Annotated in this window: 24 protein-coding genes and 1 pseudogene; 8 read left to right on the top strand and 17 right to left on the bottom strand. The window is 43.9% G+C overall.

Translation table 11 applies throughout. From position 1 onward, the window contains the following. Window positions 1–32 precede the first annotated feature (32 nt). The 12 genes from rlmN to FTU67_RS10495 all read right to left on the bottom strand — a co-directional run bounded on the left by rlmN (window position 33) and on the right by FTU67_RS10495 (window position 12,786). Complete coding sequence (gene rlmN / locus FTU67_RS10550; RefSeq protein ID WP_180061722.1) at window positions 33–1,268, bottom strand: 23S rRNA (adenine(2503)-C(2))-methyltransferase RlmN; 1,236 nt, start codon at window positions 1,266–1,268, stop codon at window positions 33–35. 122 nt (window positions 1,269–1,390) lie between these two features. Beyond that, the gene (ndk, locus tag FTU67_RS10545; RefSeq protein WP_005182388.1) at window positions 1,391–1,822 is read right to left on the bottom strand and encodes a nucleoside-diphosphate kinase; all 432 of its coding nucleotides are present in this window, start codon (window positions 1,820–1,822) and stop codon (window positions 1,391–1,393) included. A gap of 108 nt (window positions 1,823–1,930) precedes the next feature. Next, window positions 1,931–2,131 (bottom strand): Fe-S cluster assembly protein IscX, encoded by a 201-nt coding sequence (gene iscX, locus FTU67_RS10540; protein WP_005182385.1) that lies wholly within the window; start codon window positions 2,129–2,131, stop codon window positions 1,931–1,933. 94 nt (window positions 2,132–2,225) lie between these two features. After that, complete coding sequence (locus FTU67_RS10535) at window positions 2,226–2,777, bottom strand: phosphatase PAP2 family protein (protein WP_104470590.1); 552 nt, start codon at window positions 2,775–2,777, stop codon at window positions 2,226–2,228. Between the two features lie 32 nt (window positions 2,778–2,809). Next, window positions 2,810–4,093, bottom strand: a complete 1,284-nt coding sequence (locus FTU67_RS10530) for a glycosyltransferase family 1 protein (protein WP_075167359.1) — start codon at window positions 4,091–4,093, stop codon at window positions 2,810–2,812. A gap of 167 nt (window positions 4,094–4,260) precedes the next feature. Further along, entirely contained in the window at window positions 4,261–4,677 is a 417-nt protein-coding gene (locus tag FTU67_RS10525; protein ID WP_180061721.1) for a hypothetical protein, read from the bottom strand. 14 nt (window positions 4,678–4,691) lie between these two features. Continuing rightward, window positions 4,692–6,992, bottom strand: a complete 2,301-nt coding sequence (locus FTU67_RS10520) for a fimbria/pilus outer membrane usher protein (RefSeq protein WP_180061720.1) — start codon at window positions 6,990–6,992, stop codon at window positions 4,692–4,694. A 20-nt stretch (window positions 6,993–7,012) separates the two neighbouring features. Then, window positions 7,013–7,717, bottom strand: a complete 705-nt coding sequence (locus FTU67_RS10515) for a molecular chaperone (protein WP_016659537.1) — start codon at window positions 7,715–7,717, stop codon at window positions 7,013–7,015. 69 nt (window positions 7,718–7,786) lie between these two features. Then, window positions 7,787–8,308: a hypothetical protein gene (locus FTU67_RS10510; protein WP_180046244.1), complete on the bottom strand. Its 522-nt coding sequence runs from the start codon at window positions 8,306–8,308 to the stop codon at window positions 7,787–7,789. Between the two features lie 1,141 nt (window positions 8,309–9,449). Beyond that, window positions 9,450–10,466 (bottom strand): ketol-acid reductoisomerase, encoded by a 1,017-nt coding sequence (gene ilvC / locus FTU67_RS10505; RefSeq protein ID WP_005182373.1) that lies wholly within the window; start codon window positions 10,464–10,466, stop codon window positions 9,450–9,452. A 104-nt stretch (window positions 10,467–10,570) separates the two neighbouring features. Beyond that, window positions 10,571–11,062 (bottom strand): acetolactate synthase small subunit, encoded by a 492-nt coding sequence (ilvN, locus tag FTU67_RS10500; RefSeq protein WP_005182370.1) that lies wholly within the window; start codon window positions 11,060–11,062, stop codon window positions 10,571–10,573. After that, on the bottom strand, window positions 11,059–12,786 hold the full coding sequence (locus FTU67_RS10495) for an acetolactate synthase 3 large subunit (RefSeq protein WP_180061719.1): 1,728 nt from the start codon (window positions 12,784–12,786) through the stop codon (window positions 11,059–11,061). Before FTU67_RS10495 ends, ilvN begins: the two co-directional genes overlap by 4 nt. 707 nt (window positions 12,787–13,493) lie before the next feature. On the opposite strand from FTU67_RS10495, the gene FTU67_RS10490 reads away from it, so the two are divergent. From FTU67_RS10490 to FTU67_RS10460, 7 genes are all read left to right on the top strand, one after another. Then, window positions 13,494–13,847 (top strand): DUF4124 domain-containing protein, encoded by a 354-nt coding sequence (locus tag FTU67_RS10490; protein ID WP_005182363.1) that lies wholly within the window; start codon window positions 13,494–13,496, stop codon window positions 13,845–13,847. A gap of 127 nt (window positions 13,848–13,974) precedes the next feature. Then, complete coding sequence (gene leuS / locus FTU67_RS10485; RefSeq protein ID WP_180061718.1) at window positions 13,975–16,596, top strand: leucine--tRNA ligase; 2,622 nt, start codon at window positions 13,975–13,977, stop codon at window positions 16,594–16,596. Window positions 16,597–16,974: 378 nt separating this feature from the next. Continuing rightward, window positions 16,975–17,502, top strand: a complete 528-nt coding sequence (gene lptE, locus FTU67_RS10480; protein ID WP_005182353.1) for an LPS assembly lipoprotein LptE — start codon at window positions 16,975–16,977, stop codon at window positions 17,500–17,502. Then, window positions 17,499–18,488, top strand: a complete 990-nt coding sequence (gene holA / locus FTU67_RS10475) for a DNA polymerase III subunit delta (RefSeq protein ID WP_180061717.1) — start codon at window positions 17,499–17,501, stop codon at window positions 18,486–18,488. The genes lptE and holA overlap by 4 nt, the downstream gene beginning before the upstream one ends. Window positions 18,489–18,606: 118 nt before the next feature. Then, entirely contained in the window at window positions 18,607–19,950 is a 1,344-nt protein-coding gene (locus tag FTU67_RS10470; protein ID WP_156188776.1) for a MacA family efflux pump subunit, read from the top strand. Between the two features lie 2 nt (window positions 19,951–19,952). Further along, on the top strand, window positions 19,953–21,932 hold the full coding sequence (locus FTU67_RS10465) for a MacB family efflux pump subunit (protein WP_160241618.1): 1,980 nt from the start codon (window positions 19,953–19,955) through the stop codon (window positions 21,930–21,932). A gap of 10 nt (window positions 21,933–21,942) precedes the next feature. Beyond that, window positions 21,943–23,361, top strand: a complete 1,419-nt coding sequence (locus tag FTU67_RS10460) for an efflux transporter outer membrane subunit (RefSeq protein ID WP_104473304.1) — start codon at window positions 21,943–21,945, stop codon at window positions 23,359–23,361. Window positions 23,362–23,432: 71 nt separating this feature from the next. Here FTU67_RS10460 and FTU67_RS10455 read toward each other — a convergent pair whose 3' ends face one another. From FTU67_RS10455 to FTU67_RS10445, 3 genes are read right to left on the bottom strand one after another with little or no spacing between them, the layout of a single operon-like run. Next, window positions 23,433–24,188, bottom strand: a complete 756-nt coding sequence (locus tag FTU67_RS10455) for a putative type VI secretion system effector (protein ID WP_180061716.1) — start codon at window positions 24,186–24,188, stop codon at window positions 23,433–23,435. Then, entirely contained in the window at window positions 24,175–24,957 is a 783-nt protein-coding gene (locus tag FTU67_RS10450; protein ID WP_180061715.1) for a putative type VI secretion system effector, read from the bottom strand. The genes FTU67_RS10455 and FTU67_RS10450 overlap by 14 nt, the downstream gene beginning before the upstream one ends. After that, window positions 24,958–25,227 (bottom strand): hypothetical protein, encoded by a 270-nt coding sequence (locus FTU67_RS10445; protein WP_160241622.1) that lies wholly within the window; start codon window positions 25,225–25,227, stop codon window positions 24,958–24,960. Window positions 25,228–25,350: 123 nt separating this feature from the next. Here FTU67_RS10445 and FTU67_RS10440 point away from each other — a divergent pair. Then, window positions 25,351–25,578: pseudogene (locus FTU67_RS10440) on the top strand (IS5/IS1182 family transposase); the annotation flags it as partial. Window positions 25,579–25,585: 7 nt separating this feature from the next. On the opposite strand, the gene FTU67_RS14220 reads toward FTU67_RS10440, so the two are convergent. Then, window positions 25,586–25,711, bottom strand: coding sequence for a hypothetical protein (locus FTU67_RS14220; RefSeq protein ID WP_257220604.1), 126 nt, complete (start codon window positions 25,709–25,711; stop codon window positions 25,586–25,588). A gap of 26 nt (window positions 25,712–25,737) precedes the next feature. Further along, the gene (locus FTU67_RS10435; RefSeq protein ID WP_127800632.1) at window positions 25,738–26,199 is read right to left on the bottom strand and encodes a hypothetical protein; all 462 of its coding nucleotides are present in this window, start codon (window positions 26,197–26,199) and stop codon (window positions 25,738–25,740) included. Between the last annotated feature and the right edge of the window lie 58 nt (window positions 26,200–26,257).

Genomic DNA, 26,257 nt, shown 5'->3' with positions numbered 1-26,257 from the left:
CTTAGTCAATGGACCTCTCCCCCTAAATTTAATTATCCTTGAGAGCGCATAATTTCATTTCGCTCTGCAACTTTCTTTTTCCACTGTTCCGCACGACGGGTACGGTCTGCCACCTGTCCCACCAGCTGGCCACACGCGGCATCAATATCATCACCACGTGTCTGACGAATCGTACACACAAATCCGGCATCAGACAAAGTTTTTTGGAAAGAAATAATCCGGTTCCGGCTTGAACGGCCATATGGCGCATGCGGGAACGGGTTAAACGGAATTAAATTGATTTTGCTTGGCAGGTCTTTAAGCAGCTTGATCATCTCTTTGGCATGTTCAATGCTGTCATTCACGCCATCGAGCATGACATATTCAATGGTCACGTGCTTACGCGCACTTTCGTTGCCATCTTTTTTGATATAACGCTGGCAGGCTGCAATCAGCTGTTCCAGTGGATATTTCTTGTTGATTGGCACCAGCTCATTGCGCAGTTCATCGTTGGTGGCGTGTAAAGAAATCGCCAGCGCGACATCAATATCTTCAGCCAGCTGGTCAATTTTTGGCACTACACCCGAGGTCGACAGCGTTACACGGCGTTTTGACATGCCATAGGCGAAGTCATCCAGCATAATACGCATCGAGTTTAAAACTGCATCATAGTTCAGCAGCGGCTCGCCCATGCCCATCATCACCACGTTCGTCACCGAACGCTCACGCTCTGCAACCGGCACACCTTCCATATAGGAATAGTTGGCCATCCACAGCTGACCAATAATTTCAGCTTGGGTCAGGTCGCGCTGAAAGCCCTGTTTACCGGTTGAGCAGAATGAACAGTCCAGCGCACAGCCGACCTGTGAGGAAATACATAAAGTCTTACGCGAACCGGTTTTATCTTCCGCAGGAATCAGCACGGTTTCAACCAAGGAACCGGCACCATCACCGACACGGAACACCCATTTACGCGTACCATCTTTAGAATAGTTTTTATGCACCACATCGGGCGCTTTAATTTCACATATCTGTTCCAGTTTTGCGCGCAACTTGCCTGAAATATTGGTCATTTCGGCAAAATCGGTTACAAAATACTGGTGAATCCATTTCATCACCTGGCCGGCACGAAATTTCTTCTCACCTAAATCTTCGAAGAATTTTTCCAGCTCAGCACGCGACATGCCCAGTAAATTCACTTTCTGCACAGAAGTTGATTGCGCTGGAGTGGACAAAGATTGTTGCTGCTCATCAGATGTTGCAGATGAAGCGACCACTTCATTACTCATGTGTATTACCTAAATCATGTCTGAGGATGAAAGGAGATGCTCAAGATCTGAGCGAGGGATTATTCAGAGAATAAAAAAACCAGATAAGTATAATAACACTTATCTGGTTTGAATACTGCGTATTAACGAGTACGTGGAGCAATCTCAGTTTGAGCGAAGAAGTAGTTAACTTCACGGTCAGCAGATGCTACAGAGTCAGAACCGTGAGCAGCGTTTTCGTCGATGCTTACAGCGAAGTCTGCACGGATAGTGCCAGGAGCCGCTTCTTTAGGGTTAGTTGCGCCCAGGATTTCACGGTGAGCAAGAACTGCGTTTTCACCTTCAAGAACTGAAACAACAACTGGACCAGAAGTCATGAACGCAACTAAGTCAGCGAAGAAACCACGTTCTTTGTGCTCAGCGTAGAAGCCTTCAGCTTCAGCTTGAGTCAAGTGTTTCATTTTAGTTGCAACGATTTTAAGACCCGCTTTTTCAAAACGCGCGAAGATTTCGCCGATTACGTTTTTAGCAACTGCGTCTGGTTTAACGATAGATAATGTACGTTCGATAGCCATGATTGGCTCCTTAAAGTCAAAGTTGACAGAAATTTTGCCGCATTATACCGAAAAATGGGCTTTTTTCTGCGTTTAATCTGTAAAAAAATCGGTTTTTTGAGGTCGCTGTTAACGTGCTTCGTCAATCCATGCCATTTGAATGGCTTCTAACAGACCCTCGGTTGACTTGGTCGGATCATCTTCAAAATCTGGAAGTGCACAAACCCAGGCATGCAGGTCAGTAAAACGGATCCATTGCGGATCGACATCTGGATGTGCTTCATACAGTTCAATGGCGATATCGATGCTATCTGTCCAACGTAAACCCATGTCTATTCCTAAGGCAGTTTAGTGTGATGCACTACTTTAGCAAATTTTGCAAATGCTGTACCAGCTTTGACAGGCCGTACCGCCGGTGAATGGGCTATAGCGCAATTTCCAGATACGGCGCAGCCGAAATAATGCCACTGGCCACCACACCGCCAATCAGTGCACCGACCGCCACATCACTTGGATAATGCAGACCCAGCACCATACGTGATAGCGCCACCAGAATGGTAAAAGGTAACATCAGCACCAGCAGTAGCGGCTGAATATAGCCCAGTACCGTGGTAATCATGACTGCATGCAAAGTGTGACCGGAAGGAAAACTAAAGTGATCAAGCGGACGCTCGCCCAGGCGGATCACCTGATGCACCTGATAAGGACGCGGACGCACGGTTTTGCTTTTAAGCAGTTTATAGATGCCTGTACCGACCGATCCACCTAACAGCAGGTAGATAATCTGTAATCCATACAGCAGACCCTGCCATAACCAGACTGTGGCCAACATGACATACCAGAATAAACCGTCGCCTAAACGGCTCACCACTTTAAAGAAATAAGCCACCCGCTCGGAGTGGGAAAAATGATTGAGATACAAACAGCCTTTCAAGTCGAGATCAAGTATTCTTATTTTTGCATTTTTAAGTTTCATTCTATGCTCTCCTTTAAGCTTGAGCTTAAAATCTAGGTCGTCATATGCGACTCCTGCACCACCCGATAAAGTGCCTGTTCAAATTGTTGGATCGGATATTGCCAGCCGATATGCTGGGTAGATTCACGGGCTTTTTTACCCATCTGTCTTAATACTTTTGCGCTTGGTAACTGATAAATCGAACGCATAATTCCGGCGACATCACCCAGTGGACTAAGCCAGCCGGTTTCATCTTGCTTGACATGCAAATTGGCGCAGGCATAGTCATACGCCACGACTGGCAAGCCGCTGGCCATGGCTTCAAGCACCACATTGCCAAAGGTTTCTACCTGGCTGGCAAAGACAAACACATCTGCACTGGCATAAGCTTCAGCCAGTTTTTGCCCGCTTAAGCTGCCCATAAAAATGACTTCGCCATCGGTGTTCAACCCTTCCAGACGTTTCAGGTCTGGGCCATCGCCTACCACCACCAGCTTGGTTGGATATTTGGCAATGGACTGCATAGCCCGATAGGCATCAATTACCACGTTCACTTCTTTTTCTGGCGACACCCGGCCCACATAAAGCAGGACCCGGGTCTGTTCATCGGCGCCCCAACGTGAACGTAAGGCCTCTGAACGATGTTGTGGTGAGAACCTGTCGACATCGACCCCACGACCAACGACCACCAGTGGACCTTCCACACCAAACTGGCGTAAAGACTGCTCGGTATCAGTACTGGGTACACAGGTCAGTTGCGTATTGTTATGGAACCAGCACAGATAACGCTGGATCGGTTTGACCAGAAAAGCCAGATCAAAAAAGCGGCTAAAGTCCTGAAAAGCAGAGTGGAAACCGCTAGATACCGGAATCTGCTTGGATTTTGCTACCTGTAACGCAGCCAGACCCAGCGGCCCTTCGGTCACCACATGCACGATATCTGGCTCAAACTCATCCATGGCGGTAGAGAGTTTATACAGCTGTGGCCAGCCAAACTGCAGATGACCATATTTCGGAATAGACTGCGCCTTGACCAGACATTCTTTGTTGGGACTAAAATCGGTACAAGGTTGTTTTTGTTCAGGACGAATCAGTAGAATTTTGTGTCCCAGTTTTTGCAATCCTTTGCACAGCTGTAATAATGAATTGGCCACACCATTAATTTCTGGCGGCCAGGTTTCTGTCACTAACGCAATTCTTAAACGAGGTCGCACCAGCTCTTCAATTTCAATGACTTCATTAATCGCGTTTTTTTGTTTTTCCTGTTTAAAATAAAATTTAAAATTCTCAGGAATATTAGGCGACTTTAATACCAGTGTGCGTGAAGACGCTGACATCCGCGTATTCCTCTGTTGTTGTTGTCTGCCCAGCATAATCCTTACAGTTTGCAGTTTTATGATAAATTCATGAAATTAATTTCATACTTGTATCAAACTCGTGGTATTGCACCCGCCTAGTTAAAGGCTTGGAAAAATATTCGATATTTCCAATATTTAAAGCATAATTAAAACATCAAATTAATATAGAGACTGTCCCGGTATACACCGGCAGGTGTTCTTGCCGTTGGACGTTCCATTAATTGAACCAACACCACAAATTTATCTTGACCAGTAGGGGCCTGACTAAGCGGAACATTCCAGCGTGAAGAACTGGCGCCACTAATATTCATCTGGGTTCTGAGCTTATAATTCTTCTCATTCACCAGATAACTGCTGCCTGTACTATTCACCAGATTTCGGCTATTAAATTTAATAGCATAACGACTATCACAATTCACCGAAAAGGAAGTCGCAGCCTGACTTAAATAAGAGGCATTCAAATTCAATTGGGTTGCCGTTAAACGCTCAATTTGGCATTGTCTCGCATGTGCCAGAGACAGACTGCTGATACAACAGACTAAAAACAGTACACTCGCTTTCATCACCCCTACTCCTTTTATTTACACACAAGTTCAACCGGTACAGTTATATCTTGTGCCTGAGCTGAAACCTGTAATACAGCGCTACAGGTTTGCGCCTCTCGGGTTTTAATCCGGACACTATAATTCCCTGGAATCAAGCCATATAAAGTGACCGTTCCATCCGAACCAATCGGATAAACCTCGCCACCTTCATTGTTAATATGCAGCTCTGATCCCGGTACAAAACTGCGATTTTGGACATCTACCGGCCGGATACGAACCTGTTTAGCATGGAAAACCGGGAAATTGATTTTGTAGCCGCGCTGGTTTAACGCGGTAATTTGTTTACTTGAATAAAGAATTTTATCTTCGATAGGTAACTGATTTTCATCAAAGGCAATGTCGTATTTCACATAAGGAATAATGTCATGCACAAAGGCATAGCCGTCTTTGTTGGTTTTATCGACATAAACCAGTGAGCGTAGAATATCAATATCTTGATAATCCCCGACTTTGACCAAACCAAAAGCATGTTCAACAATTTTGGTAAAACTTAGCTGATTACCCAGCCAGACAATAGCACCACGATAAGCCAGTTGCGAGTCACGCGTTTCCTTGCCCTGAACATGGTAAAAATCTAGATCACCCACCTTGGTTTTCAGCAGGCCATTTACATTATAAAGTGTGTCATCATTGCGATGATTCACACCGACAGCATAGTCAAAGCCGACCTGACTCGAGTCACTTTTTACCAGCTGCAGGTTGGTGTTCTGGTCTGCAGACTGACTAAAATAGACGGATTTATCATTATCAAAATTATAACTAAGAGATAATATCCCGCCAGAATCTTTACGATCGCCAAAGGCATTGAAATAACTGAGCCCGACAGCAAATTGGCGTCCAAAATTCCGGTTAAATCCGACATTGATCACCCGCTGGTTCTGCTGTTCAAATTCAGGATGATCATAGTATTTCTGTTCAGCATAGTTCAGATTAATATTGTGCACATAAGGCACATTGGTCAGCCCTAAATACACCAGATTTTCAAATTTTGGATAATTCGAAACATTGTCCAGATCATCGCCTAAAAACTTAAAATCCCGTTCGGTATACTTGGAACTGGCACCCAGTGAAAAATTCCCGAAATCTTTGCTGGCGGATAAACCATAGGAATAGTTCATCTGATTCCGGTCATCATGCGAGGCCATGACCACACTGTCTACAATTAAAATATTACTAATGGCCTGAGTCCACATAACCCCTGCATTCTGAATATCTTCACTATAGGACAGGTTGGTTCCCAAGGTGGTTGCGTTAGACAGCCCCCTGCGGTAAAAGCCATTAACAAAGAAATCCCGATAATCGCTACTGTCCAAATTGTAGTTATAACGCAGCTTACCTAAGGCAATATTATATTCATCTAGGCCATCACGTAATAAACGGTTAGTGACCAGCACTGGAAAAGTTTGCACACTGCGGTTACCTAAAACATCTTCAACTACAATTTGTGCATCACCCGCCTGCTGAATTTGCGCCCCTGTTTCCAGCATGTAATCACCCGGGCTGACTTTCTGGCTATAAATGCTCACCCCGTTAATAAACAGCTCAACAGTAGATGGAATACGCGCGCTACCCTGTAAGGTTGGAATATTCCAATAGACAAAACTTGGACGCTCGGTGTAGTTGGTTCCCCAGTTTAAGCCGGCAAAACGCAAAGAATTAATTAACGGGTTATAGGTTGTTGTGGTATCGCCCAGGGTTAGACGGGTCATGCTTTCTGGAAATTCCAGATCAAAACTGCTATTTAAACGTACTACCTGCTCCTCAACAGAGGTATTCTGATACAGCACCGAATTCTTGAGAATCCAGTAATCTTTAAAGATCCCCAACTCGGCCAGACCACTATAAGCTTCATTTGAATCGCTGTTGGCATAGACCCAGTCATAATTCATAAAGCCACCAAAACTGGCTTTTTCAGGAATCACTTTCTGGTTAAAAACGTTTAAATCGGATTGAAAATAGTGACTGGGGATGGTTAATTTAATGGACTGCGATGAACTATCAAAAACCGCTTGAATATCGCCTTCACTGACCAGACAGAAATCCGCACGCTGCTGATGTTTCTTTAACTTTTGCACTTGAATTTGCCGTTCGGACAGCACATCACAACCCATATAATAATGCTGCCCTTCTGTGATTAAAATAATATCAGTATGATGATCAAGTTCATTAATCCACAGATTGGCAAGACTTTCTTCTACCGGATTTTCATTCGCATTCGCTGCGAAGCTAAATAAAATATGAATAACAATAAACCACCGATTTTTTATATTCATCGCAAATTCCCCCTATACCGCTAGTCCGAGAATTTAAGCTCCACCATGTTATCGTTCTTATCCGTAAAAAATTGGACAGTATACTTTTTTGGATCTGCAATCTTGGTTCCATTTAACTCATAGCTGTAATTCATTTTGGCCAATAAGTAAGCCATAGTATCGGCCTTAAACACTTCCTTCTTATTGGCATCAACAATCTTCAAATTATTAATCTGAACATGCGAATTGGCCTGATTTTGTGCAACCAGCCGGTTATTCTCAATATTAAATTTAACGTTCGTATCTTCCTGCTTACCGACAAATAAAGGCAGGTTAAAGCTGAGCAGAAAGTTAACTGAAGTTTCTTTCACGGCCTGTGGAATTTCTTCCACCAGAATGCGCCATGCACCCTCCTGATTACCGGTGAGTACCGACTCTAAAGGACGATTAAAACCAACACGGATAGTCTGTTTGCCATTCGGCTGCAGAATAAAGTTTTTGGGATTTAAAATAAGGGTGTCATCTGGTACCAAAACATTCTCACCATTGCCTTGTTGCGTCCATTTAAAGGCTTTAATTTCAAAAATTTTTGCTTCAGTTTCATCTGTAGATTCTAAAGTAAGCGTTGTGGTTCTTTGTTTAGCCTGACTGTTGATATACATCTGAACCGGGTCAATAGAAACACCTGCATAACTTGCAGATGCATAACACAGCGATGAAACTAAAAAGGCTATTATTTTTTTCATATTATTCCCCAGCTTTTATAACGAAAAAGCCTAACTTGGTCCGAAGACCAAGTTAGGCGAAACACTAAATTAGTAGAACACTTTGATTTTATAAGTGTCTGAATATGTACCTGCACGCTGGAATGGAGCTACTGCCGAGTTAGTAACCGAAACAGTATAGACATCATCTGCTAGACCAGCATGGTTACTGCTACCCCAAGCAATCGCACCACCACCTGTTTTTGTTGTTGTGATTGTAGTTGGAATACGTACTGTGCCATCATCTTCATGCTTAACATATGTACTTGCATTGGTACCATTGTTTGCAGTTGTAATATTTAATACATAGTGAGTATTACTTCTTACTGTATAGTTAGATGTTTTGGTACCACCGGCTTTGCTCAACTCAATTGCTGATCCGCCTTTAATTTCACATTTTTTTGGAACTTCTAGTTTAATTGGAATATCTTTTTCACAACCTAAAGTTGTACAGTTATTCCAGTTATGTTTACCACCTGGTTTACCAGCTGTTTCAGCTTCTGTTGCATAAATTGCTGATGAGCAAGTACCTGCAAATAATACCGCCATAGCTGTTTTAATTAATGTAGACATGTCGTGTTTCTCCATAACTTTAATATAAGACCGTTTTTCTAATCACTTACCCAAACCAGAATGTCTTTAGACTGATTAAAACCCGATCCTGAGCAAGTCCTTTTATTGTAGGTATTCCACAGAAAAAACCATCTATACTGGATTTTTCACACAAGGCTAAGTATTTATTTTTTAAAATTATTTTTCTTGCTTAATCGACTGTTTTTGGACTAATTCTCTTTTTTTGGTGACCCAAATTCTCCTTGCTACTTGGGTCACTATTTTTAGGGAATTTTTTTCTAACCAGTTTTTTAAGATAAAAACAAATAGATGTTTTTTATAAGAAATATTAAATACCCTTAATAAACATTCCTTTACATTTATTACACTTTTTTTTAGTTTTCCCTAGAATATTGGAATTTTCCACCAAAAATTAGTTGAAATTTCACATATTCTTAAGAAGCCTGACAATTTAAACAGATTGTTTGATTGTTATTTTAAATATAAAATACTTAGTAATAGGGATAGCCTTATTCAATAAACTGTTAGGGAGAAATAATAAAATACATAAACCCCATCAGAAAAAACCAAAGCAGCCCAATCTGTTTTATTCCTGATTCATTTTTTACTTTTTTCGCATTTATTCATTTTTCACTCGATTTTAATCTGAGTAAAAAATAATTCTTCTAAATAAAAGTATTTTTCAGCCAATTTAGTGACCCAGCGTGATTAGCCATCTCACTCAGTACAGTAGTTATTTTTGGGGCAGATGATCTGGCAGCGACGTCAAAGCAGCACTTTAAGTGAAGCGTAAGAAGTAAAAAACAGTGTTTTGTATGAAGTACAAGGAAGAAAAGCACTCCTTTGAATGAAGCAAGGCACACAATATTAAATGTAAAAAAACCACTCTAGTGAGTGGGTCTTTGCGTTCAAATCAAATGATTCGAGAAATTAGTTCTTTTCTTTGTCTACGATTTTGTTTGCTTGAATCCAAGGTATGAGCAAGCTCAGAACACTGTTCTGAGTGAAGTGCAAGGAAAGAAAAGCACTGCTTTCTTTTCTTTAAGGCACGGAAGTTAACTTAACTCAGTAAGCTCTATTTTTAAATGACATAAAAAAGCCCCTGTGAAACACAAGGGCTCTTTGGCTCAGAAATTAGAACTTAGTTCTTTTCTTTATCAACGATTTTGTTTGCTTGAATCCAAGGCATCATCGCACGCAATTTAGCACCAGTTACTTCGATACCGTGAGCAGCATTTTGACGACGACGAGCAGTCATAGATGGGTAGTTTAAAGCACCTTCCTGGATGAACATCTTCGCGTATTCGCCAGATTGAATACGTTTAAGCGCATTACGCATTGCTTCACGAGACTGTTCGTTGATGACTTCAGTACCTGTTACGTATTCGCCGTATTCAGCGTTATTTGATACAGAGTAGTTCATGTCCGCGATACCGCCTTCGAACATTAAGTCAACGATCAATTTAAGTTCGTGTAGACATTCGAAGTAAGCCATTTCAGGCGCATAACCCGCTTCAACCAGAGTTTCGAAGCCCATTTTAACCAGTTCAACTGCACCACCACAAAGAACCGCTTGCTCACCGAACAGGTCAGTTTCAGTTTCTTCACGGAAAGAAGTTTCGATGATACCTGTACGGCCACCACCTACGCCTGAAGCGTAAGAAAGTGCAAGGTTACGTGCGTTACCAGAAGCATCTTGGTGAATCGCGATTAAGTCAGGAACACCTGAACCACGTTGGTATTCAGAACGTACAGTGTGACCAGGTGCTTTAGGTGCAACCATGATTACGTCTAAGTCAGCACGTGGAACAACTTGGTTATAAAGAACAGAGAAACCGTGAGCAAATGCTAAAGTTGCGCCTTGCTTGATGTTTGGCTCAATCACGTCACGATAAAGTTGCGCTTGGAACTCGTCTGGAGTCAAGATCATCACCACGTCAGCTTGTGCAACTGCAGCAGGAACTTCAGCAACTTTAAGACCTGAATTTTCAGCTTTTTTCCAAGAAGCTGAACCAGCACGTAAACCAACAGTTACGTCAACGCCAGAATCTTTAAGGTTAAGCGCGTGCGCGTGACCTTGTGAACCGTAACCAATGATCGCTACTTTCTTAGATTGGATGATAGATAAGTCGCAGTCTTTATCGTAAAAAATTTGCATTGCTGTCTCCGCTTAAATGCTTTTGATTCCTGTCCGCTAGGGCAATTTCTTTATTCAGCTTGCTAGCGCCTCTCCCAGCCGGGAGAGATGAATTCGTTGTTAAATTAAATAGTTAAAACTTTTTCGCCACGTGCGATACCCGATACGCCTGAACGCACCACTTCCAGAATGGTGTTCTCAGCCAACGCATCAATAAAGCCATCAAGCTTTTCTGTGGTACCGGCAATTTGAATGGTATAGGTCGTTGGTGTCACATCGACCACCTGACCACGGAAAATATCGGCAGTACGCTTGATTTCATCACGTGCTGAACCCAGTGCTTTGACTTTAATCAGCATCAGTTCACGCTCAATATGCGCACCTTCAGACAAATCTACCACTTTGACCACTTCAACCAGCTTGTTCAGCTGCTTGGTAATCTGCTCAATTTTGTGGTCATCACCATAAGTAGTGAGTGTCAAACGTGACAAAGTCGGGTCTTCAGTCGGTGCTACGTTCAGCGTCTCAATGTTATAACCACGTTGAGAGAACAAGCCCACTAAACGAGAAAGCGCACCAGCTTCGTTTTCAACGAGAACGGAAATAATGTGTCTCATTCTGTACGCTCCCCTTTTCCTAACCACATATCTTTCATGGACTGACCGGCAATCTGCATCGGATAAACGTGTTCAGTACGGTCAACCATCACGTTAATAAATACGCATTTATCATTGATGGCCATGGCTTCAGCCAGCTTCGATTCAAGCTCATCGGCATGGTCAATCTGGATTCCCACGTGACCATACGCTTCCATCAGCTTGGCAAAGTCAGGTAAAGACTCTACATATGAGCTTGAGTGACGACCTTCATAGTTCATATCTTGCCACTGTTTTACCATACCCAAGGCACGGTTGTTCAGGCACAGAATTTTCACGTTCAAACCGTATTGCTTACAGGTCGACAGTTCCTGAATACACATCTGGATGGATGCTTCACCAGTAATACACACCACCTGCTGGTCTGGATACGCCAGTTTCGCAGCCATTGCATAAGGTAAGCCTACACCCATGGTGCCCAAGCCACCCGAGTTGATCCATTGACGTGGACGCTTATATTTGTAGTAAAGCGCACCAAACATCTGATGCTGACCAACGTCAGAAGTAATAATGGCCTCACCATTGGTCACTTTATCTAAAGCTTCAACCACCTGTTGTGGCTTCATGGTGCCATCAGTTGGCTTTTCATATTTCAGACCATGAACTTTACGCCATTCATTGATCTGCTCCCACCATGCTGCAATCGCTTCAGGATTTGGCTTCGACACATTCATCTGTTTCAGCTGTACCAGCATCTCCTGGAGTACAGGTTCAACTGCGCCCACAATTGGAATGTACGCCATGATGGTTTTAGAAATTGTTGCCGGGTCAATATCAATATGAATGACTTTAGCATTCGGACAGAATTTTGCCGGGTTGTTGGTGACACGGTCATCGAAACGCGCACCGACACACAGAATCACGTCTGCATTGTGCATGGCCATGTTGGCTTCATAGGTACCGTGCATACCGAGCATGCCGATGAATTGCGGATCATCACCCGGGAATGCGCCCAAGCCCATTAAGGTATTGGTCACAGGATAACCCAGAATATGCGCCAACTCAGTTAACTGTGCTGCGGCATTGCCCTGCACCACACCACCGCCTGAATAAATCACTGGACGTTTGGCATGAATCAGTTCATCAATCGCTTTACGGATTTGACCTGAGTGACCACGATGTGGTGGTTGATACGAACGCATCTTCACTTTTTCAGGATATTCGTAGGCAAATTTTTCTGCCGGATTGGTCGCATCTTTTGGAATATCAACCACAACCGGACCAGGACGGCCAGATGACGCGATATAGAATGCTTTTTTAATAATTGATGGAATTTCGCTGGCATGACGCACCTGGAAACTGTGTTTTACGATTGGTCGGGAAATCCCCACCATATCGGTTTCCTGGAACGCATCTTCACCAATTAAATGAGAAGCAACCTGACCTGACAGAATCACCATTGGAATGGAGTCCATATAGGCTGTTGCAATTGGGGTAACGGTGTTGGTTGCACCTGGACCTGAAGTCACAAGCACCACACCGGTCTTACCGGTTACGCGCGAGTAAGCATCAGCCATATGGCCTGCTGCCTGTTCATGGCGCACAAGGTAATGATTGATTTTGTCTTGTTGAAAGAACGCGTCGTAAATGTGTAAAACGGCGCCGCCTGGGTATCCAAATACATGTTCAACGCCTTCGTCCGCTAATGCACGAACGAGCATTTCACCACCAGATAAAAGTTCCAACGTGATTCACCCTAATCTTAATCACTGCGAAATGGGAGGCATTTGCAGCGTTTCATTAATTCATTGTTGCACTGTTATAGCACACATATTTCATAGTTTTCATCGCAATAGGAAAAATTTGTGATCTGATTGCTGATTGAGCAATATGAGATCTAAAAACATGTTGGGATAAACACGTTTCACAGCTTTGTTCAGCTTCTCGGCTAGAGAAGTTGCCCATTGCATGACATGACACTTATTCGAAGGGTGATCGATCTAAGGCATATAAAACTAAAGACAGCATTTTTGTAGTTTCGTCCCCTAAAGTCAAGTTTAAAAATTGGCTTTTTTCCTAAACTTGGCTGTGTGCCTGTTTTTTAAACATATCTGGTTTTCAAGCATTACATAGAAAAATTTAAATTTCCGTTATAAAACATGATATTTCATGTGTTTGCCTTTATTTCACATAAATTTTAAATATAAAATACATAAAAAAAATGAATGAATTTTATTAAATAAAAAATCGTTTATTTATAATTCACTCATCAAAATGGATCATTCTGTAGCAGTAAAATGGTTATTTCAGATACAACAGTCGAGGATATTCAGGCGCAGATTCATGCTGTTATTTTTCATCTTCCAGCCTAAAAATTAATCAACTTTGGCGCCAATTATTGCTAAGATAACCGCGCAGATTGATCAGCTGAATACAGCATGAGGATAACAAGATGAATCGCTCTATTTTAACTTGGGGATTATGTTCAGTAGTCGCACTGGCCAGCGCCAATGTGATGGCCAAACAGTACTACAAATGGGTCGATGCCAATGGTTCAACCCATTACACCACCACCCCGCCACCGAAAAATGCCAAGAAACACGGCAAAGTCGATACTTACGGCTGGCGCAACTCTGCCCCAACGACTTCAGCGCAAACGGCGGCAGCGAATAATACGCACAGTCCAACCACAGCACAGACAGCGAACACGCCAGCAACCGCTCCCGAGATGGATTCACAGCAACGTGAAGCCAATGCTGCCCTGCAGCAAGCCCAACAGGAACGTGCCAATCCGCAAGTTTTTTAAGTTTCTGCTTGCTCTGGCCCGATCAGTTAAATTTTTCCAGCAGAAACCGCCGCGCAAAATTCACTTTTCGCTGCATTTTGCGCTATGCTGTGCAACAAACTTTTAACCGTAATTCATTAATCCGTTTATGACTACTCATATTGACCCTGAATATCAAGCCAGTGCGATTGAACCTCAAGTCCAAAGCGACTGGGAAACTCGTAAAGCCTTTAAAGTTGCCGACACTGTAGAAGGTCCACGTCGTTATATCCTCTCGATGTTCCCTTACCCAAGTGGCAAACTGCATATGGGTCATGTGCGTAACTATACGATTGGTGACGTGATCAGCCGTTTCCACCGCTTAAAAGGCGAAACTGTACTGCAACCGATGGGTTGGGATGCCTTCGGTCTACCTGCTGAAAACGCAGCGATTGCACACCAGGTTGCACCAGCAAAATGGACTTTTGAAAACATTGATTACATGCGTAATCAGTTGAAAAAACTTGGTCTATCGATTGACTGGGATCGTGAATTTGCAACCTGTACACCAGAATACTATCGCTGGGAACAATGGTTATTTGTTCAGCTTTATAAAAAAGGTCTGATCTACCGTAAACTTTCAACGGTGAACTGGGATCCAGTGGATCAAACCGTACTTGCCAACGAACAGGTTGAAAATGGTCGTGGCTGGCGTTCAGGTGCATTGGTTGAAAAACGTGATATTCCAATGTACTACTTCCGCATTACTGACTATGCGCAAGAATTACTGGACGATTTAGACACGCTGAAAGACGGTTGGCCACAACAAGTGTTAACCATGCAACGTAACTGGATTGGTCGCTCACAGGGTATGGAAATTACTTTCCCTTCAGCGAATCCAGACGTGTATGCAGATGGCTTAACAGTCTTCACAACACGTGCCGACACCTTAATGGGTGTGACTTATGTTGCTATTGCAGCAGAACATCCGATGGCGCTTAAAGCAGCTGAAACGAATCCAGAACTTGCTGCATTTATCGAAGAATGTCGTATGGGTTCAGTTGCAGAAGCGGATCTTGCCACTGCTGAGAAGAAAGGCATGGCAACAGGTCTTTCTGTAAAACACCCTGTGACTGGTGAAGAAGTTCCTGTTTGGATCGCAAACTATGTGCTGATGTCATACGGTTCAGGTGCGGTGATGGCAGTGCCTTCACACGATGAACGTGACTTCGAATTTGCCAATAAATATGGCCTCACCATCAAACAAGTGATTGATGCCAAAGGCGCAGATGATGCGGAATTTGACGCAACTGAATGGCAAGAATGGTACGGCTCGAAAGAAGGCAAACTGGTTAATTCAGGCGAGTTTGACGGTTTAGACTTCCAGGGTGCATTTGATGCATTCTTGGCAAAACTTGAACCACAAGGTCTTGCCAATGTCAAAGTTCAATTCCGTTTACGCGACTGGGGTGTATCTCGTCAGCGTTATTGGGGTTGTCCAATTCCAATGATCAACTGTGACACTTGTGGTCAAGTGCCAGTGCCTGAAGATCAACTTCCGGTTGTACTTCCGACTAATGTTGTGCCTGATGGTTCAGGTAACCCACTCAATAAAATGCCTGAGTTCTACGAAACCAAATGTCCATGCTGTGGTGGCGACGCACGTCGTGAAACAGATACATTGGATACCTTCGTAGAATCTTCTTGGTACTATGCACGTTATGCTTCTCCAGACTTTACAGATGGCATGGTGAAACCTGAAGCGGGTCAAACCTGGTTGCCTGTGAACCAATACATCGGTGGTGTGGAACACGCGATTCTGCACTTGTTATATGCACGTTTCTTCCACAAATTGATGCGTGACGAAGGCGTGGTACAAGGCAACGAACCATTCACCAACTTGTTAACACAAGGTATGGTACTTGCCGATACTTATTACCGCGAGTCTGAATCAGGTAAGAAAACTTGGTTCAACCCTGCCGACATCGAACTTGAAAAAGACGAAAAAGGTCGTATCACGTCTGCGAAATACAAAGGTGATGGTCAAGACGTCATTGTTGGCGGCCAAGAAAAAATGTCGAAATCGAAAAATAACGGGATCGACCCGCAAGCGATTATTGACCAATACGGCGCAGATACGGCTCGTGTGTTCATGATGTTTGCAGCCCCTCCTGATCAATCTTTAGAATGGTCTGATGCTGGTGTTGAAGGTGCAAACCGCTTCCTGAAACGTGTATGGCGTTTGGCAACTGGTTTCCTTGAACAAGGCAACAATGCATCAAACATCGACAAAGCTGCGCTTTCTACAGCAGCGCAAGACTTACGTCGTAAAACCCATGAAACCATCCAAAAAGTGGGTGATGACATCGAACGTCGTCATGCATTTAACACTGCCATTGCAGCGATGATGGAGCTTCTAAATGCAAACAACAAGTTTGAAGCGAAAGATGACAATGACGTGGCTGTGGCTCGTGAATCCATCACCACACTTCTGACTTTGCTGGCACCATTTGCACCACACTTAAGCCAGACTTTATTGGCTCAGTTTGGCATTGAGTTAACCTCTGCTCAATTCCCGACTGTGGATGAATCTGCATTAACACGTAATACCCAAACCATCGTGGTTCAGGTGAATGGTAAGCTTCGTGGCAAACTTGAAGTGTCTGTCGATGCATCGAAAGATGACATTTTGGCACAAGCGAAAGCATTGCCTGAAGTGCAACAATTCTTGACTGGCCCAACCAAGAAAGAAATTGTGGTGCCGAATAAGTTAGTGAATTTGGTGGTTTAATTCCTTAGGTTCCCTCTCCTCTCAGGAGAGGGTTAGGGAGAGGTGAAATATTAAAAGCCCCCTCATCCTAACCTTCTCCCAAAGGGAGAAGGGAATATAAAGGAACAATCCCTCCCTTGCGAAGCAATGCTTCTCACCCTTTAAAAAAGGGAGGAGAACCCATTTTTTATAATATGGACCGTGGAAGTCCCCCTTTGTAAAAGGTGAGCCATATATGGCGCAAGAGGGGGACCTTTAAGGACGAATCCCTCCAAACCTCCCTTTACCAAAGGGAGGCTTAAAAAACACAAAGCCCGTTGCCAGTCAACGGGCTTTGCACATACAATCAAAACCTCATTTTATTTTTCGCTTGATTCAGGCCAACACAGAGGACAACACATGCATTTGGGCAAACGTGTCGCAGCTATTGTACTTACATGCGGTTTAGCTACTAGCCTGGTCGGTTGTGGTTTTCATCTGAAAGGCACCAACCCAACCGTCGCCCCGGTGGCCTATTCGAAAATGCGTCTGGCGCTGCCTGCCCAAGCGGAAGAATTACAGGAAAAACTGTCGATTTATTTGGGTGCCGCCGGTGTCCAGCTCAGCAATAGCAATGATGCCTATCTGCTGCGGGTACTCGACTATAGCCCGCGCCGTCTGGAATTAAATGGCAAGCTGGTCGAAACCATGCTGCGTTTAAATGTGACTTTCCGTATTGAAGATGCGCAAGGCAATCCGGTGACTGAACCGCGTACCGTAGTCGCCACCCGAAGCTATCAATATGATGTCGCAACAGTGAACACCGATGATCAGGAACAGAAATTCCTGCGTGATGTGATCATTGATGACGTGGCTCAGCAAATCGTACGTCAGATTTCATCAAACCGCTTACCTGCCGCATCGACCAGCCAAACTGCTGCACCATGAAACTGGATTACTTACAGGCCCTGAAACGGATTGATGATGCCCGGGGAGCCTGGGTGCTGCATGGTCAGGAACCACTACTAGAACAAAACCTGATCGATGCTTTTCGCCAAAGCTGGCAGAAGCAGGACATTGAACGTCAGCGCTATGACATTAGCAGCGTCAGTGACTGGAAAAATGTCTTTAATGCCTTAAACAGCCTGTCTTTATTTTCCACCCAACTGGCAGTTGAAGTGCATGGCAACATCAAGCCCGATGCCAGCAGCTTAAAACTGCTGAAAAGCTATTTACAACAAGACAGCAATAACCTGCTGCTGGTGGTCATGCCCAAGCAGGATGCCAGCAGCCTCAAGTCAAGCTTTTTCCAGACGGTGGAGGCCAATGGCGTTTGCGTCGCCTTAACGGCAAATTACCCACGTGACCGACAGCAGATTTTAGCAGTTGAAGCGCAGAAACTCGGGATTCAACTGGCCAATGATGCCTGGCAATGGCTGGAACAGCATCATGAACACAACTTGCTGGCGGCCAAAAACAGCCTGATGCGGGTGCGCGATACGTTTCCGGACCTTGAACATATTCAGATTGAGCATTTATATGCCTGCCTGCAAGACCAGTCACGCTATACCACTTATGATTTAAGCGATGCCCTTTTAGCCGGAAATCTGGCTCAATCTATCAAGATTTTTCAGTATCTGACCGCCTCTGGCGAGCCGATGAGCCTGATCTTATGGAGTATCAGCAAGGAAATGCGGCTTCTGATGCAACTGTTTGAGCAACCACAGAATGCTTTGCAACTGGGCATCTGGAAAAACAAGGTCAGTACTTACCAGCAGGCGGTACGCCGTTTATCGCCACAGACGTTTTTAAGCTGGCCGGCGCTGTTATTAAATATTGATGCGGCCATTAAAGGCGTCAGTCAGGACAACCCGGAACAGCTGGTGCAGCAAGCCATTGCCAGTCTCTGTGGTCGGCCTTTATTTGCCGTTTAACAGGATATCCGGACCTGCATAGAATAATTATCATTTGCAATGTCTTCAAAATATTCACGATTTATCCTTAATTCGCTTTTATAATTCCGTTTAATTCTTTTTACCTGTTTCGATGATCATGCCTAAAATAAAACCAACCAAACTCGCGCTTGCTGCGCTGGCCATTGTGGCACTTATTGCTGCAGCCTGGTTCTTTTTAAAACCTAAACAGGAACAGCCACAGTACATTACCGCTGCCGTCAGCCGTGGCGATATTGAAAATTCAGTACTGGCCACCGGTGTCCTTGAAGCCACCAAAATGGTCAGTGTCGGCGCCCAGGTGTCGGGACAGGTCAGAAAAATGTATGTTGAACTCGGCGATCAGGTCAAACAGGGCCAGCTGATTGCCCAGATTGATTCGGTACGTCAGGAAAACGAATTAAAAACCGCAGAAGCCAGCATTAAAAACCAGCAGGCCCAACTGGCGGTGCGTCAGGCCAATCTTGCCAAAGTCGAAGCTGAATATCGCCGACAACAGGCCATGTATGACCAGGATGCGACCTCACGTGCAGAACTGGAAGCCGCACTGGCCAGCTACAAAACCGCACAGGCCGATATTGCTGCCATTAATGCCCAGATTGAACAATCCCGCTTAACTTTAGCCACCACACGTGAAGATTTAGGCTATACCCGTATTGTTGCACCCATGGATGGTACGGTCGTGGCGATTGTTACGGAAGAAGGTCAGACTGTAAACGCCAACCAGAGTGCGCCGACCATTGTCAAACTAGCCAAGCTCGACACCATGACCGTAAAATCGGAGATTTCTGAAGCCGACGTTATGAAAGTGGAAGAAGGCCAGCGTGTGTACTTCACCACCTTGGGCAACAGTGAGAAAAAACACTACGCCACCTTGCGTCAGGTTGAACCGGCACCGAATTCAATTAACACCGAAACCAGTAACAGTTCATCCACTTCAAGCTCTGCGGTGTATTACAACGCCCTGTTTGATGTTCCGAATGAAGATGGCAAATTGCGTATTGACATGACCGCACAGGTGTCGATTGTGCTGGATGAAGCGAAAAATGTCCTGATGATTCCAGCGGCAGCCATTCAGGCCTCTAACCGTCCACAGCGTAGCCGTGCCCCGGGTGCAGATCAGGCGCCGGCTGAACGCGGTGCATCTGAAGCTCGTGGTCAACGCCCGGCCGGTGACCGTCCTGCGCGCTTAACCCTGACCGAACAGGAACGTGCCCTGATTGATCAAGGCAAAGCTGCACTGGCAATGGTACGTGTCTTACAGGCCGATGGCAGCGCCAAACCGCAACAGGTCCTGACCGGCTTAAATAACCGCGTTAGCGTTGAAATCATCAAAGGTTTGAAAGAGGGTGATCAGGTCATCATTGCCGATGGTTCAGATACCTCAAACGATGGCGCCAAACGTAGCAACCGTGGTGGTCCTTCCGGCCCAATGAGAATGTAAGCATGAGTCAACAACAGCAACCTCTACTCGAGGTCAAGAATCTGACTCGTGAATTCCCGGCAGGTGAATCAACGGTGCAGATTCTCAAGGGTGTCGATCTGGCAATTTACCCCGGTGAACTGGTCGCAATTGTCGGTCAGTCCGGTTCGGGTAAATCGACCCTGATGAATATTTTAGGCTGTCTGGATAAACCGACCTCGGGCAGCTACCGCGTCAATGGCCGTGAAACCCGTGAACTGGAACCCGATGAACTGGCGCAGTTACGCCGTGAATATTTTGGTTTTATTTTCCAGCGCTACCATCTGCTGGGTGATTTAACCGCAGCGGGAAACGTTGAAGTCCCGGCGATTTATGCCGGTGCCGATGCCGATGAACGTCATCAGCGTGCAGAAAAACTGCTGACCGATTTGGGTCTGGGCGAGAAAACCCAGAACCGTCCAAGCCAGCTTTCTGGTGGTCAGCAACAGCGTGTTTCGATTGCCCGTGCACTAATGAATGGCGGCGATGTGATTCTGGCCGATGAACCAACCGGTGCACTGGACAAAAACAGCGGCATTGAGGTGATGCGGATTCTGCGCGAGCTGAATGCCCAGGGTCATACTATTATTCTGGTCACCCATGACCACAATGTCGCCAAAAGTGCCAGCCGGATTATTGAAATCAGTGACGGGAATATTATTTCCGATCAGCCGAATACGCCAGAAACTGACGATGCCCCCCTAGAAAAACAGCAACTGCAGCGCAATACGCAAAAGAAAATTTCGTCCTGGCGCTCCGCGGTGGACCGTCTGGGAGAAGCCTTCCGTATGGCCTTACTGGCCATGAATGCACACCGGATGCGAACCTTTCTGACCATGCTCGGGATTATTATTGGGATTGCCTCGGTGGTTTCAGTGGTGGCACTCGGCAATGGTTCACAAAAACAGATTCTGGAAAACATCAGCAGTCTGGGTACCAATACCATCACCGTGTATCAGGGCCGGGGCTTCGGGGACAATTCACGTTCCTCTCAGGTCAGAACCCTGATTCCCGCAGATGCCGATGCGCTGGCGGAACAGCCCTATGTCGATGGGGTCAGCCCGTCGGTGAATACCAGCGTGACCGGACGCTTTAAGGAAATTGAAGCCTCGACCACCGTGAATGGTGTGAGTGAAGACTTCTTCTATGTACGCGGTCTGGATTTTAACAGCGGTCAACCTTTTGACCGGAGCAGTGTCCGCACTCAAGCCCAAGACGTGGTGATTGATACCAACACCCAAAAGACTTTCTTTAGTGACGGCTCTAACCCGGTAGGTCAGGTGATTTTACTGGGCAGCGTACCCAGTCGGATCATTGGGGTGGTCGATGCCCAGCAAGGCATGGGCGGTAATGCGGATAGCCTGAATGTCTATCTGCCCTACTCCACCGTTTTAAGCCGGATGCTGGGGCAATCGCATGTGCGCAGCATCATTGTCCGGATTAAAGATGAATATCCAAGTGCCACCGCAGAAAATGCAATTTTAAGCCTGCTGGTCCAACGCCACGGTGCGCAGGATGTCTTTACCCAGAATGCCGACAGTATTCGGGAAACCATCCAGCAGACCACTGCGACGATGACCCTGCTGATTTCAGCCATTGCCGTGATTTCTCTGGTGGTGGGTGGTATCGGGGTGATGAACATCATGCTGGTATCGGTTACAGAGCGGACGCAGGAAATCGGCGTTCGTATGGCGGTGGGTGCCCGACAAAGTGACATCTTGCAGCAGTTCCTGATTGAAGCCGTACTGGTCTGTATTTTAGGTGGTATTCTCGGGGTGCTCTTATCTTTAGGGATTGGACAACTGATTACCCAGTTCGCCGGCGGGACTTTCCAAATGGCTTACTCGACCACCTCCATTGTGGCAGCCTTTATCTGTTCCAGCCTGATCGGGATTGTGTTTGGCTTTATTCCTGCCCGTAACGCTGCCCGTTTAAATCCCGTCGATGCCCTGTCTCGAGAATAAGGATACTTTCATGCAATTGAATTTCAGTAAACTTGCAACCGCCTTGCTATTGAGCAGCAGCCTGGTCGGCTGTGCGGCGGTGGTGAAAACCCCATATCAGGCACCCGCTGTGACTATTCCAGGCAGTTTCCAGAACAGTAAAGCGGTTAGCCAGCAGGTGCATGCTCAGGTTCAGGCCGATCAGTGGTGGACGCTGTTTAAGGATGCCCAGCTGAATGCCCTGGTTGAACAAACCTTGACGCGCAATAGCGATCTGGCAGTTGCGGGGATTAACCTGCAACAGGCTCGTCTACAGGCGGGACAGTCTCAAAGCCAGCAAGGGATCCGGATTGGAGATGCCAGCATTTCAACCGGGCACCGTTTTAGTCTGGATGGCGATGGTAATGCCTCGACCGGAATTTCTCTGGGCTATCCACGCTTGAGTTATGAACTGGATTTATTTGGCAAACTGGCCAACCAGACCGAAGCTGCGCGTTGGGAAGCCTTAGCCACCGAGCAGGATTTACAGGCCACAGCACAGAGTTTGATTGGTACAGCAGCAGAGCTGTATTGGCAGCTGGGCTATTTAAATGAACGTTATCAGGTGGTCCAGCAAAACCTGGCGACCGCACAAAAAACCTATGAACTGGTACAAGTACAGTATCGGGCTGGCGCGGTATCGGGTCTGGATGTAACCCAGGCAGAACAGTCGGTACAAAACCAGAAATCGACCTTAAGCCAGATTGAGCAGCAGCGTGTAGAAACCCGGACGGCCTTGGCAGTTTTATTAAACATGCCGGTGCAGCAACTGAATGTTCAGGAACCGCCGCGTTTACCACGCACGGCGCTGCCGGAGATTAGTGCCGGTTTGCCGGCAGAATTATTGGCGCGTCGTCCGGACTTACAGGCTGCCGAGTTACGCCTGCGTAAAGCCCTGGCCAATAAAGATGCCAATCGGGCCAGCTATTATCCATCGATCAGCTTGACTGGCGCACTATCAACAGGTGTGGGTGCCTCTACCTCACTAAGCAGTGCATTGCAAAATCCGGCCTTGACCTTGGGTGCTGGATTAAGTCTGCCATTTTTACAATGGAATGACATGAAACGTGATTTACAGGTCAACGAACTGGAATATGAAAAAGCGATTTTGCAGTATCGCCAGACTCTATATGCCGCCTTTGCAGATGTGGAAAATGCATTATCGGCACGTAATGAGCTGGATAAGCAGCTTGCCTTGCAGGCACGTAATGTTGAACTGGCGGAAAAGTCTGAACGGTTGACTGAAGTCCGTTATCGTAACGGCGCAGTGGCGTTAAAAAATCTGTTAGATGCACAGGAAACCACGCGTAATGCCCGTTTGTCTTTGGTACAAACCCGTCAGAGCCAATACAATGCTTATGTAACTTTATTGCAGGCGCTGGGTGGAAGCCCGATTCAGCAATTGCCTTAAATTTATGGAATAAAAAAAGCCCGTAAGGGCTTTTTTTATATAATTAAAGATCAATAAAAAATTTATTTTAATTACTTATCAAAATAATCTTCAGGATAGGGATCAGCACCTATTAGATTTTTTCTATATAACATAACACTTGGGTATATCCCTTCACTGTCCCAAAGCCCTGAATTATAAAAATCCTGTTCTTTTACATCTGAAAAATTCAATTTTTCAAATACGTTTTCTGAAAGTTCAGCTAAATATCGAAGATTGTTTTTACCCAATAAAAAGTATCCCATAAATAAAAATGAAAAAAGAATACTTGATGGATAGAAAAGCATTACATTAAATTTAATTTTTTCAACTGAAATATCTTCAATTGCAAAATATTGGGCAACAATTAATATACTGGAAAAGAAACAAAATAATATCGATAACAAAATTGCATTTTTTACTAAAGATAAATAAGTCTTCTTTTTAGATCTTCCCATCTCATATGGCATATGTAACAAACCTTTTTTAGGATCTAGAACTGCATATACAAAATGATATCCGTCCTCTTGTTCTTCATTAATAACCATAATTAGAGGAGTATTATTTTCAAACTTAACACCTGTGAATTGTCCAATGACTCGGATACCGTTAATCTCACCTCTAAAAGTCTTTCCATCTCTACCTTTTGCAGCTAATGCCATAATGGGCACGTTACTCATTAAGGAAGTACTTCCGACTAATGTACCAATTAACGCAGTATTAGCTGCTTGTTGATTTAAATTACCAATAGACAAAATTTTAGAATCTTCTACTTTAAGATTTTGAATCTTGCCTTCAATTTTTATCATTTTTCTTCTCAAAATAATCCGCTGGATAGGGATCTTTTCCAATCAAACTTTTTCTATAATCCAAAACACTCACATGCAAACCATTTTCATCGATCAGATATGAATTAAAAAGATTTTGATTTTTGGGTTGTTCAAACCCTAATATTTCAAAAATTTTCTCGCTGTAACGCCCTAGAAAACGTACATTATCCTTACCAAATAAAAAGCTAAATAGTAGACCAAAGGAAAATATAAATGACACTAAATAAGAGATTATTAATTGATTTTTAAAGTCAATAATATCTTTACCATTATCAGGATTTAAATACCCTACCAGAGCAATAATAGTTAAAAAAATACATGAAAATATACTTAGTATTATTGCCCATTTAAGTAAATGTAAACAATGCTTTTTAAATGAACGCCCAGAATCATACAACATATGAAGTATTCCCTTATTTGGTATTAATACTGCATAAGCTAAATGAAAGCCTTTATCTTGCTCTTCACTTAGGATGGTAACAACTTGGTCCCCTTCATTAAATTTTACTGTAGTATATTGCCCAATGACATCAATCCCGTCTATTTTACAAGTAAAGGTTTTTGCTCTCCTACCTTTTGAAGCAAGAATTAATATTGGGGCCGCACTTAAAAGTGAAGTACTTTCTGTCAACACTCCTAGCAAAGCTGTAGTTGCGACTTGCTTACCAATATTTTTAAAAGGCTGTATAATAGATTCTTCACATTTAAGACCTTCTATTCTACCCACAATTTTTTTTGCATTAATCATTTATATACTCTGTAAGGCCTCACTAAATGCCTTATCCTCCTCCAATATATTCTTAAATTTACTTTTATTTAGACCAAAAGCTGATTTACTACACCAACTTTCAAGTTTGCTATCAAAATAGTAGTTTTTAGCTAGCTCGTACAAAAAGGTTAATCCTAGTCCAACCCAAGTTAACCTAGCTGCCCATTTTACAACACTAATTAATAAAAACTTACTAGCAGCATGCGCAATAATATTTTTTTCAACATTTTTTAAAATATATGATTCCACAACTGAAATTTGTGCTAGCCCCCCGAAACCTATTGCTATCAAAGCTAATGAATTGATAAGTTTTACAACTAGAATTGCTTATAAGTAACCATTTTTTTCTTTTGATATAGCAATTGAGTCGCTAATGAATTACTTCGAACAGTTAAACGTTTAGGCAGGACACTATGGAAAAAATGGTCAGGCTATCATCGCCGCAGTTTGGTAGAAACCAAGATGCATTGCATCAAATTATTAGGCGATAAATTAATGGCAAGAAGCTTTCCTAGTCAGGTGAATGAGATTCATGCACGTGTAGCAGTCCTCAACAGATTTACGGAATTAGGTCGACCACTTACCCAAGTTACGCCTTAAATTTGGCTCAATTAGGGGCGCTTTGCATTTCAAATCTTTGTGCAACAAAACCTACATCTTCAATAAGCATTCCATCGCCAATCGTTCCTGCTCCCACAACAACCGTGATGGTTAGGAAAACAGAAACTAACATATGTAACCAAATTATTTTTAGAAGTATTAAAAACCTAAATAAACAATAAATTTTGCTATATATTTCGATGTAAACATTGATGTTATAAATACAAGAGAGACAAGAGACAAAACTTCATTTCTGATAATCTGTTTTCCAAACTTTTCACATAAATAAATGACATTATCCTGATAAAGGTTTGGATACAAGCTTGGACTCTTTTCTCCACGTTTGGCGAAATATGACATCTTCTGTTTAAAACATCTATGCTGTACAAAATATGAGAACCACATCAAGGAAAATATAAAATTTAGTTGCATTACCTTTTCAAAAGAAACTCCCACCTCATCTAAATACTCTTCGATACCATAGATTCTTTCAGAAAGCTCTTTACTATTTTTCTTTATAAATATGTAGTTATATGTATATAAAACTAACATCAGCAAAAGACCTAACCCCATTGAGCAAAAAAAGATCCAATAATCATAAATTAATGTTTGATCTTTCATTCACATATCCCTGTAAAGGTTTTAACCTTGTCTTCAGCAAATTCACTGCCATATTTAC

It is taken from the genome of Acinetobacter sp. YH12132, from assembly GCF_013418645.1.
Taxonomy (GTDB): Bacteria; Pseudomonadota; Gammaproteobacteria; order Pseudomonadales; family Moraxellaceae; genus Acinetobacter; species Acinetobacter indicus.
The sequence above is the reverse complement of the archived record's forward strand: the minus strand, read 5'-3'. Positions and strand labels throughout refer to the sequence as shown.

Excerpts from the sequence above, each read along its gene's own strand:
- FTU67_RS10530 (WP_075167359.1), bottom strand. The coding sequence starts at position 4,093 with ATGTCAGCGTCTTCACGCACACTGGTATTAAAGTCGCCTAATATTCCT.
- FTU67_RS10515 (WP_016659537.1), bottom strand. The coding sequence starts at position 7,717 with ATGAAAAAAATAATAGCCTTTTTAGTTTCATCGCTGTGTTATGCATCT.
- ndk (WP_005182388.1), bottom strand. The coding sequence starts at position 1,822 with ATGGCTATCGAACGTACATTATCTATCGTTAAACCAGACGCAGTTGCT.
- FTU67_RS10465 (WP_160241618.1), top strand. The coding sequence starts at position 19,953 with ATGAGTCAACAACAGCAACCTCTACTCGAGGTCAAGAATCTGACTCGT.
- holA (WP_180061717.1), top strand. The coding sequence starts at position 17,499 with ATGAAACTGGATTACTTACAGGCCCTGAAACGGATTGATGATGCCCGG.
- ilvC (WP_005182373.1), bottom strand. The coding sequence starts at position 10,466 with ATGCAAATTTTTTACGATAAAGACTGCGACTTATCTATCATCCAATCT.
- FTU67_RS14220 (WP_257220604.1), bottom strand. The coding sequence starts at position 25,711 with ATGTTAGTTTCTGTTTTCCTAACCATCACGGTTGTTGTGGGAGCAGGA.
- FTU67_RS10490 (WP_005182363.1), top strand. The coding sequence starts at position 13,494 with ATGAATCGCTCTATTTTAACTTGGGGATTATGTTCAGTAGTCGCACTG.
- FTU67_RS10525 (WP_180061721.1), bottom strand. The coding sequence starts at position 4,677 with ATGAAAGCGAGTGTACTGTTTTTAGTCTGTTGTATCAGCAGTCTGTCT.
- FTU67_RS10450 (WP_180061715.1), bottom strand. The coding sequence starts at position 24,957 with ATGATTAATGCAAAAAAAATTGTGGGTAGAATAGAAGGTCTTAAATGT.
- FTU67_RS10520 (WP_180061720.1), bottom strand. The coding sequence starts at position 6,992 with ATGAATATAAAAAATCGGTGGTTTATTGTTATTCATATTTTATTTAGC.
- leuS (WP_180061718.1), top strand. The coding sequence starts at position 13,975 with ATGACTACTCATATTGACCCTGAATATCAAGCCAGTGCGATTGAACCT.
- iscX (WP_005182385.1), bottom strand. The coding sequence starts at position 2,131 with ATGGGTTTACGTTGGACAGATAGCATCGATATCGCCATTGAACTGTAT.
- FTU67_RS10435 (WP_127800632.1), bottom strand. The coding sequence starts at position 26,199 with ATGAAAGATCAAACATTAATTTATGATTATTGGATCTTTTTTTGCTCA.
- FTU67_RS10455 (WP_180061716.1), bottom strand. The coding sequence starts at position 24,188 with ATGATAAAAATTGAAGGCAAGATTCAAAATCTTAAAGTAGAAGATTCT.
- FTU67_RS10535 (WP_104470590.1), bottom strand. The coding sequence starts at position 2,777 with ATGAAACTTAAAAATGCAAAAATAAGAATACTTGATCTCGACTTGAAA.
- FTU67_RS10460 (WP_104473304.1), top strand. The coding sequence starts at position 21,943 with ATGCAATTGAATTTCAGTAAACTTGCAACCGCCTTGCTATTGAGCAGC.
- ilvN (WP_005182370.1), bottom strand. The coding sequence starts at position 11,062 with ATGAGACACATTATTTCCGTTCTCGTTGAAAACGAAGCTGGTGCGCTT.
- rlmN (WP_180061722.1), bottom strand. The coding sequence starts at position 1,268 with ATGAGTAATGAAGTGGTCGCTTCATCTGCAACATCTGATGAGCAGCAA.
- FTU67_RS10510 (WP_180046244.1), bottom strand. The coding sequence starts at position 8,308 with ATGTCTACATTAATTAAAACAGCTATGGCGGTATTATTTGCAGGTACT.
- FTU67_RS10470 (WP_156188776.1), top strand. The coding sequence starts at position 18,607 with ATGCCTAAAATAAAACCAACCAAACTCGCGCTTGCTGCGCTGGCCATT.
- lptE (WP_005182353.1), top strand. The coding sequence starts at position 16,975 with ATGCATTTGGGCAAACGTGTCGCAGCTATTGTACTTACATGCGGTTTA.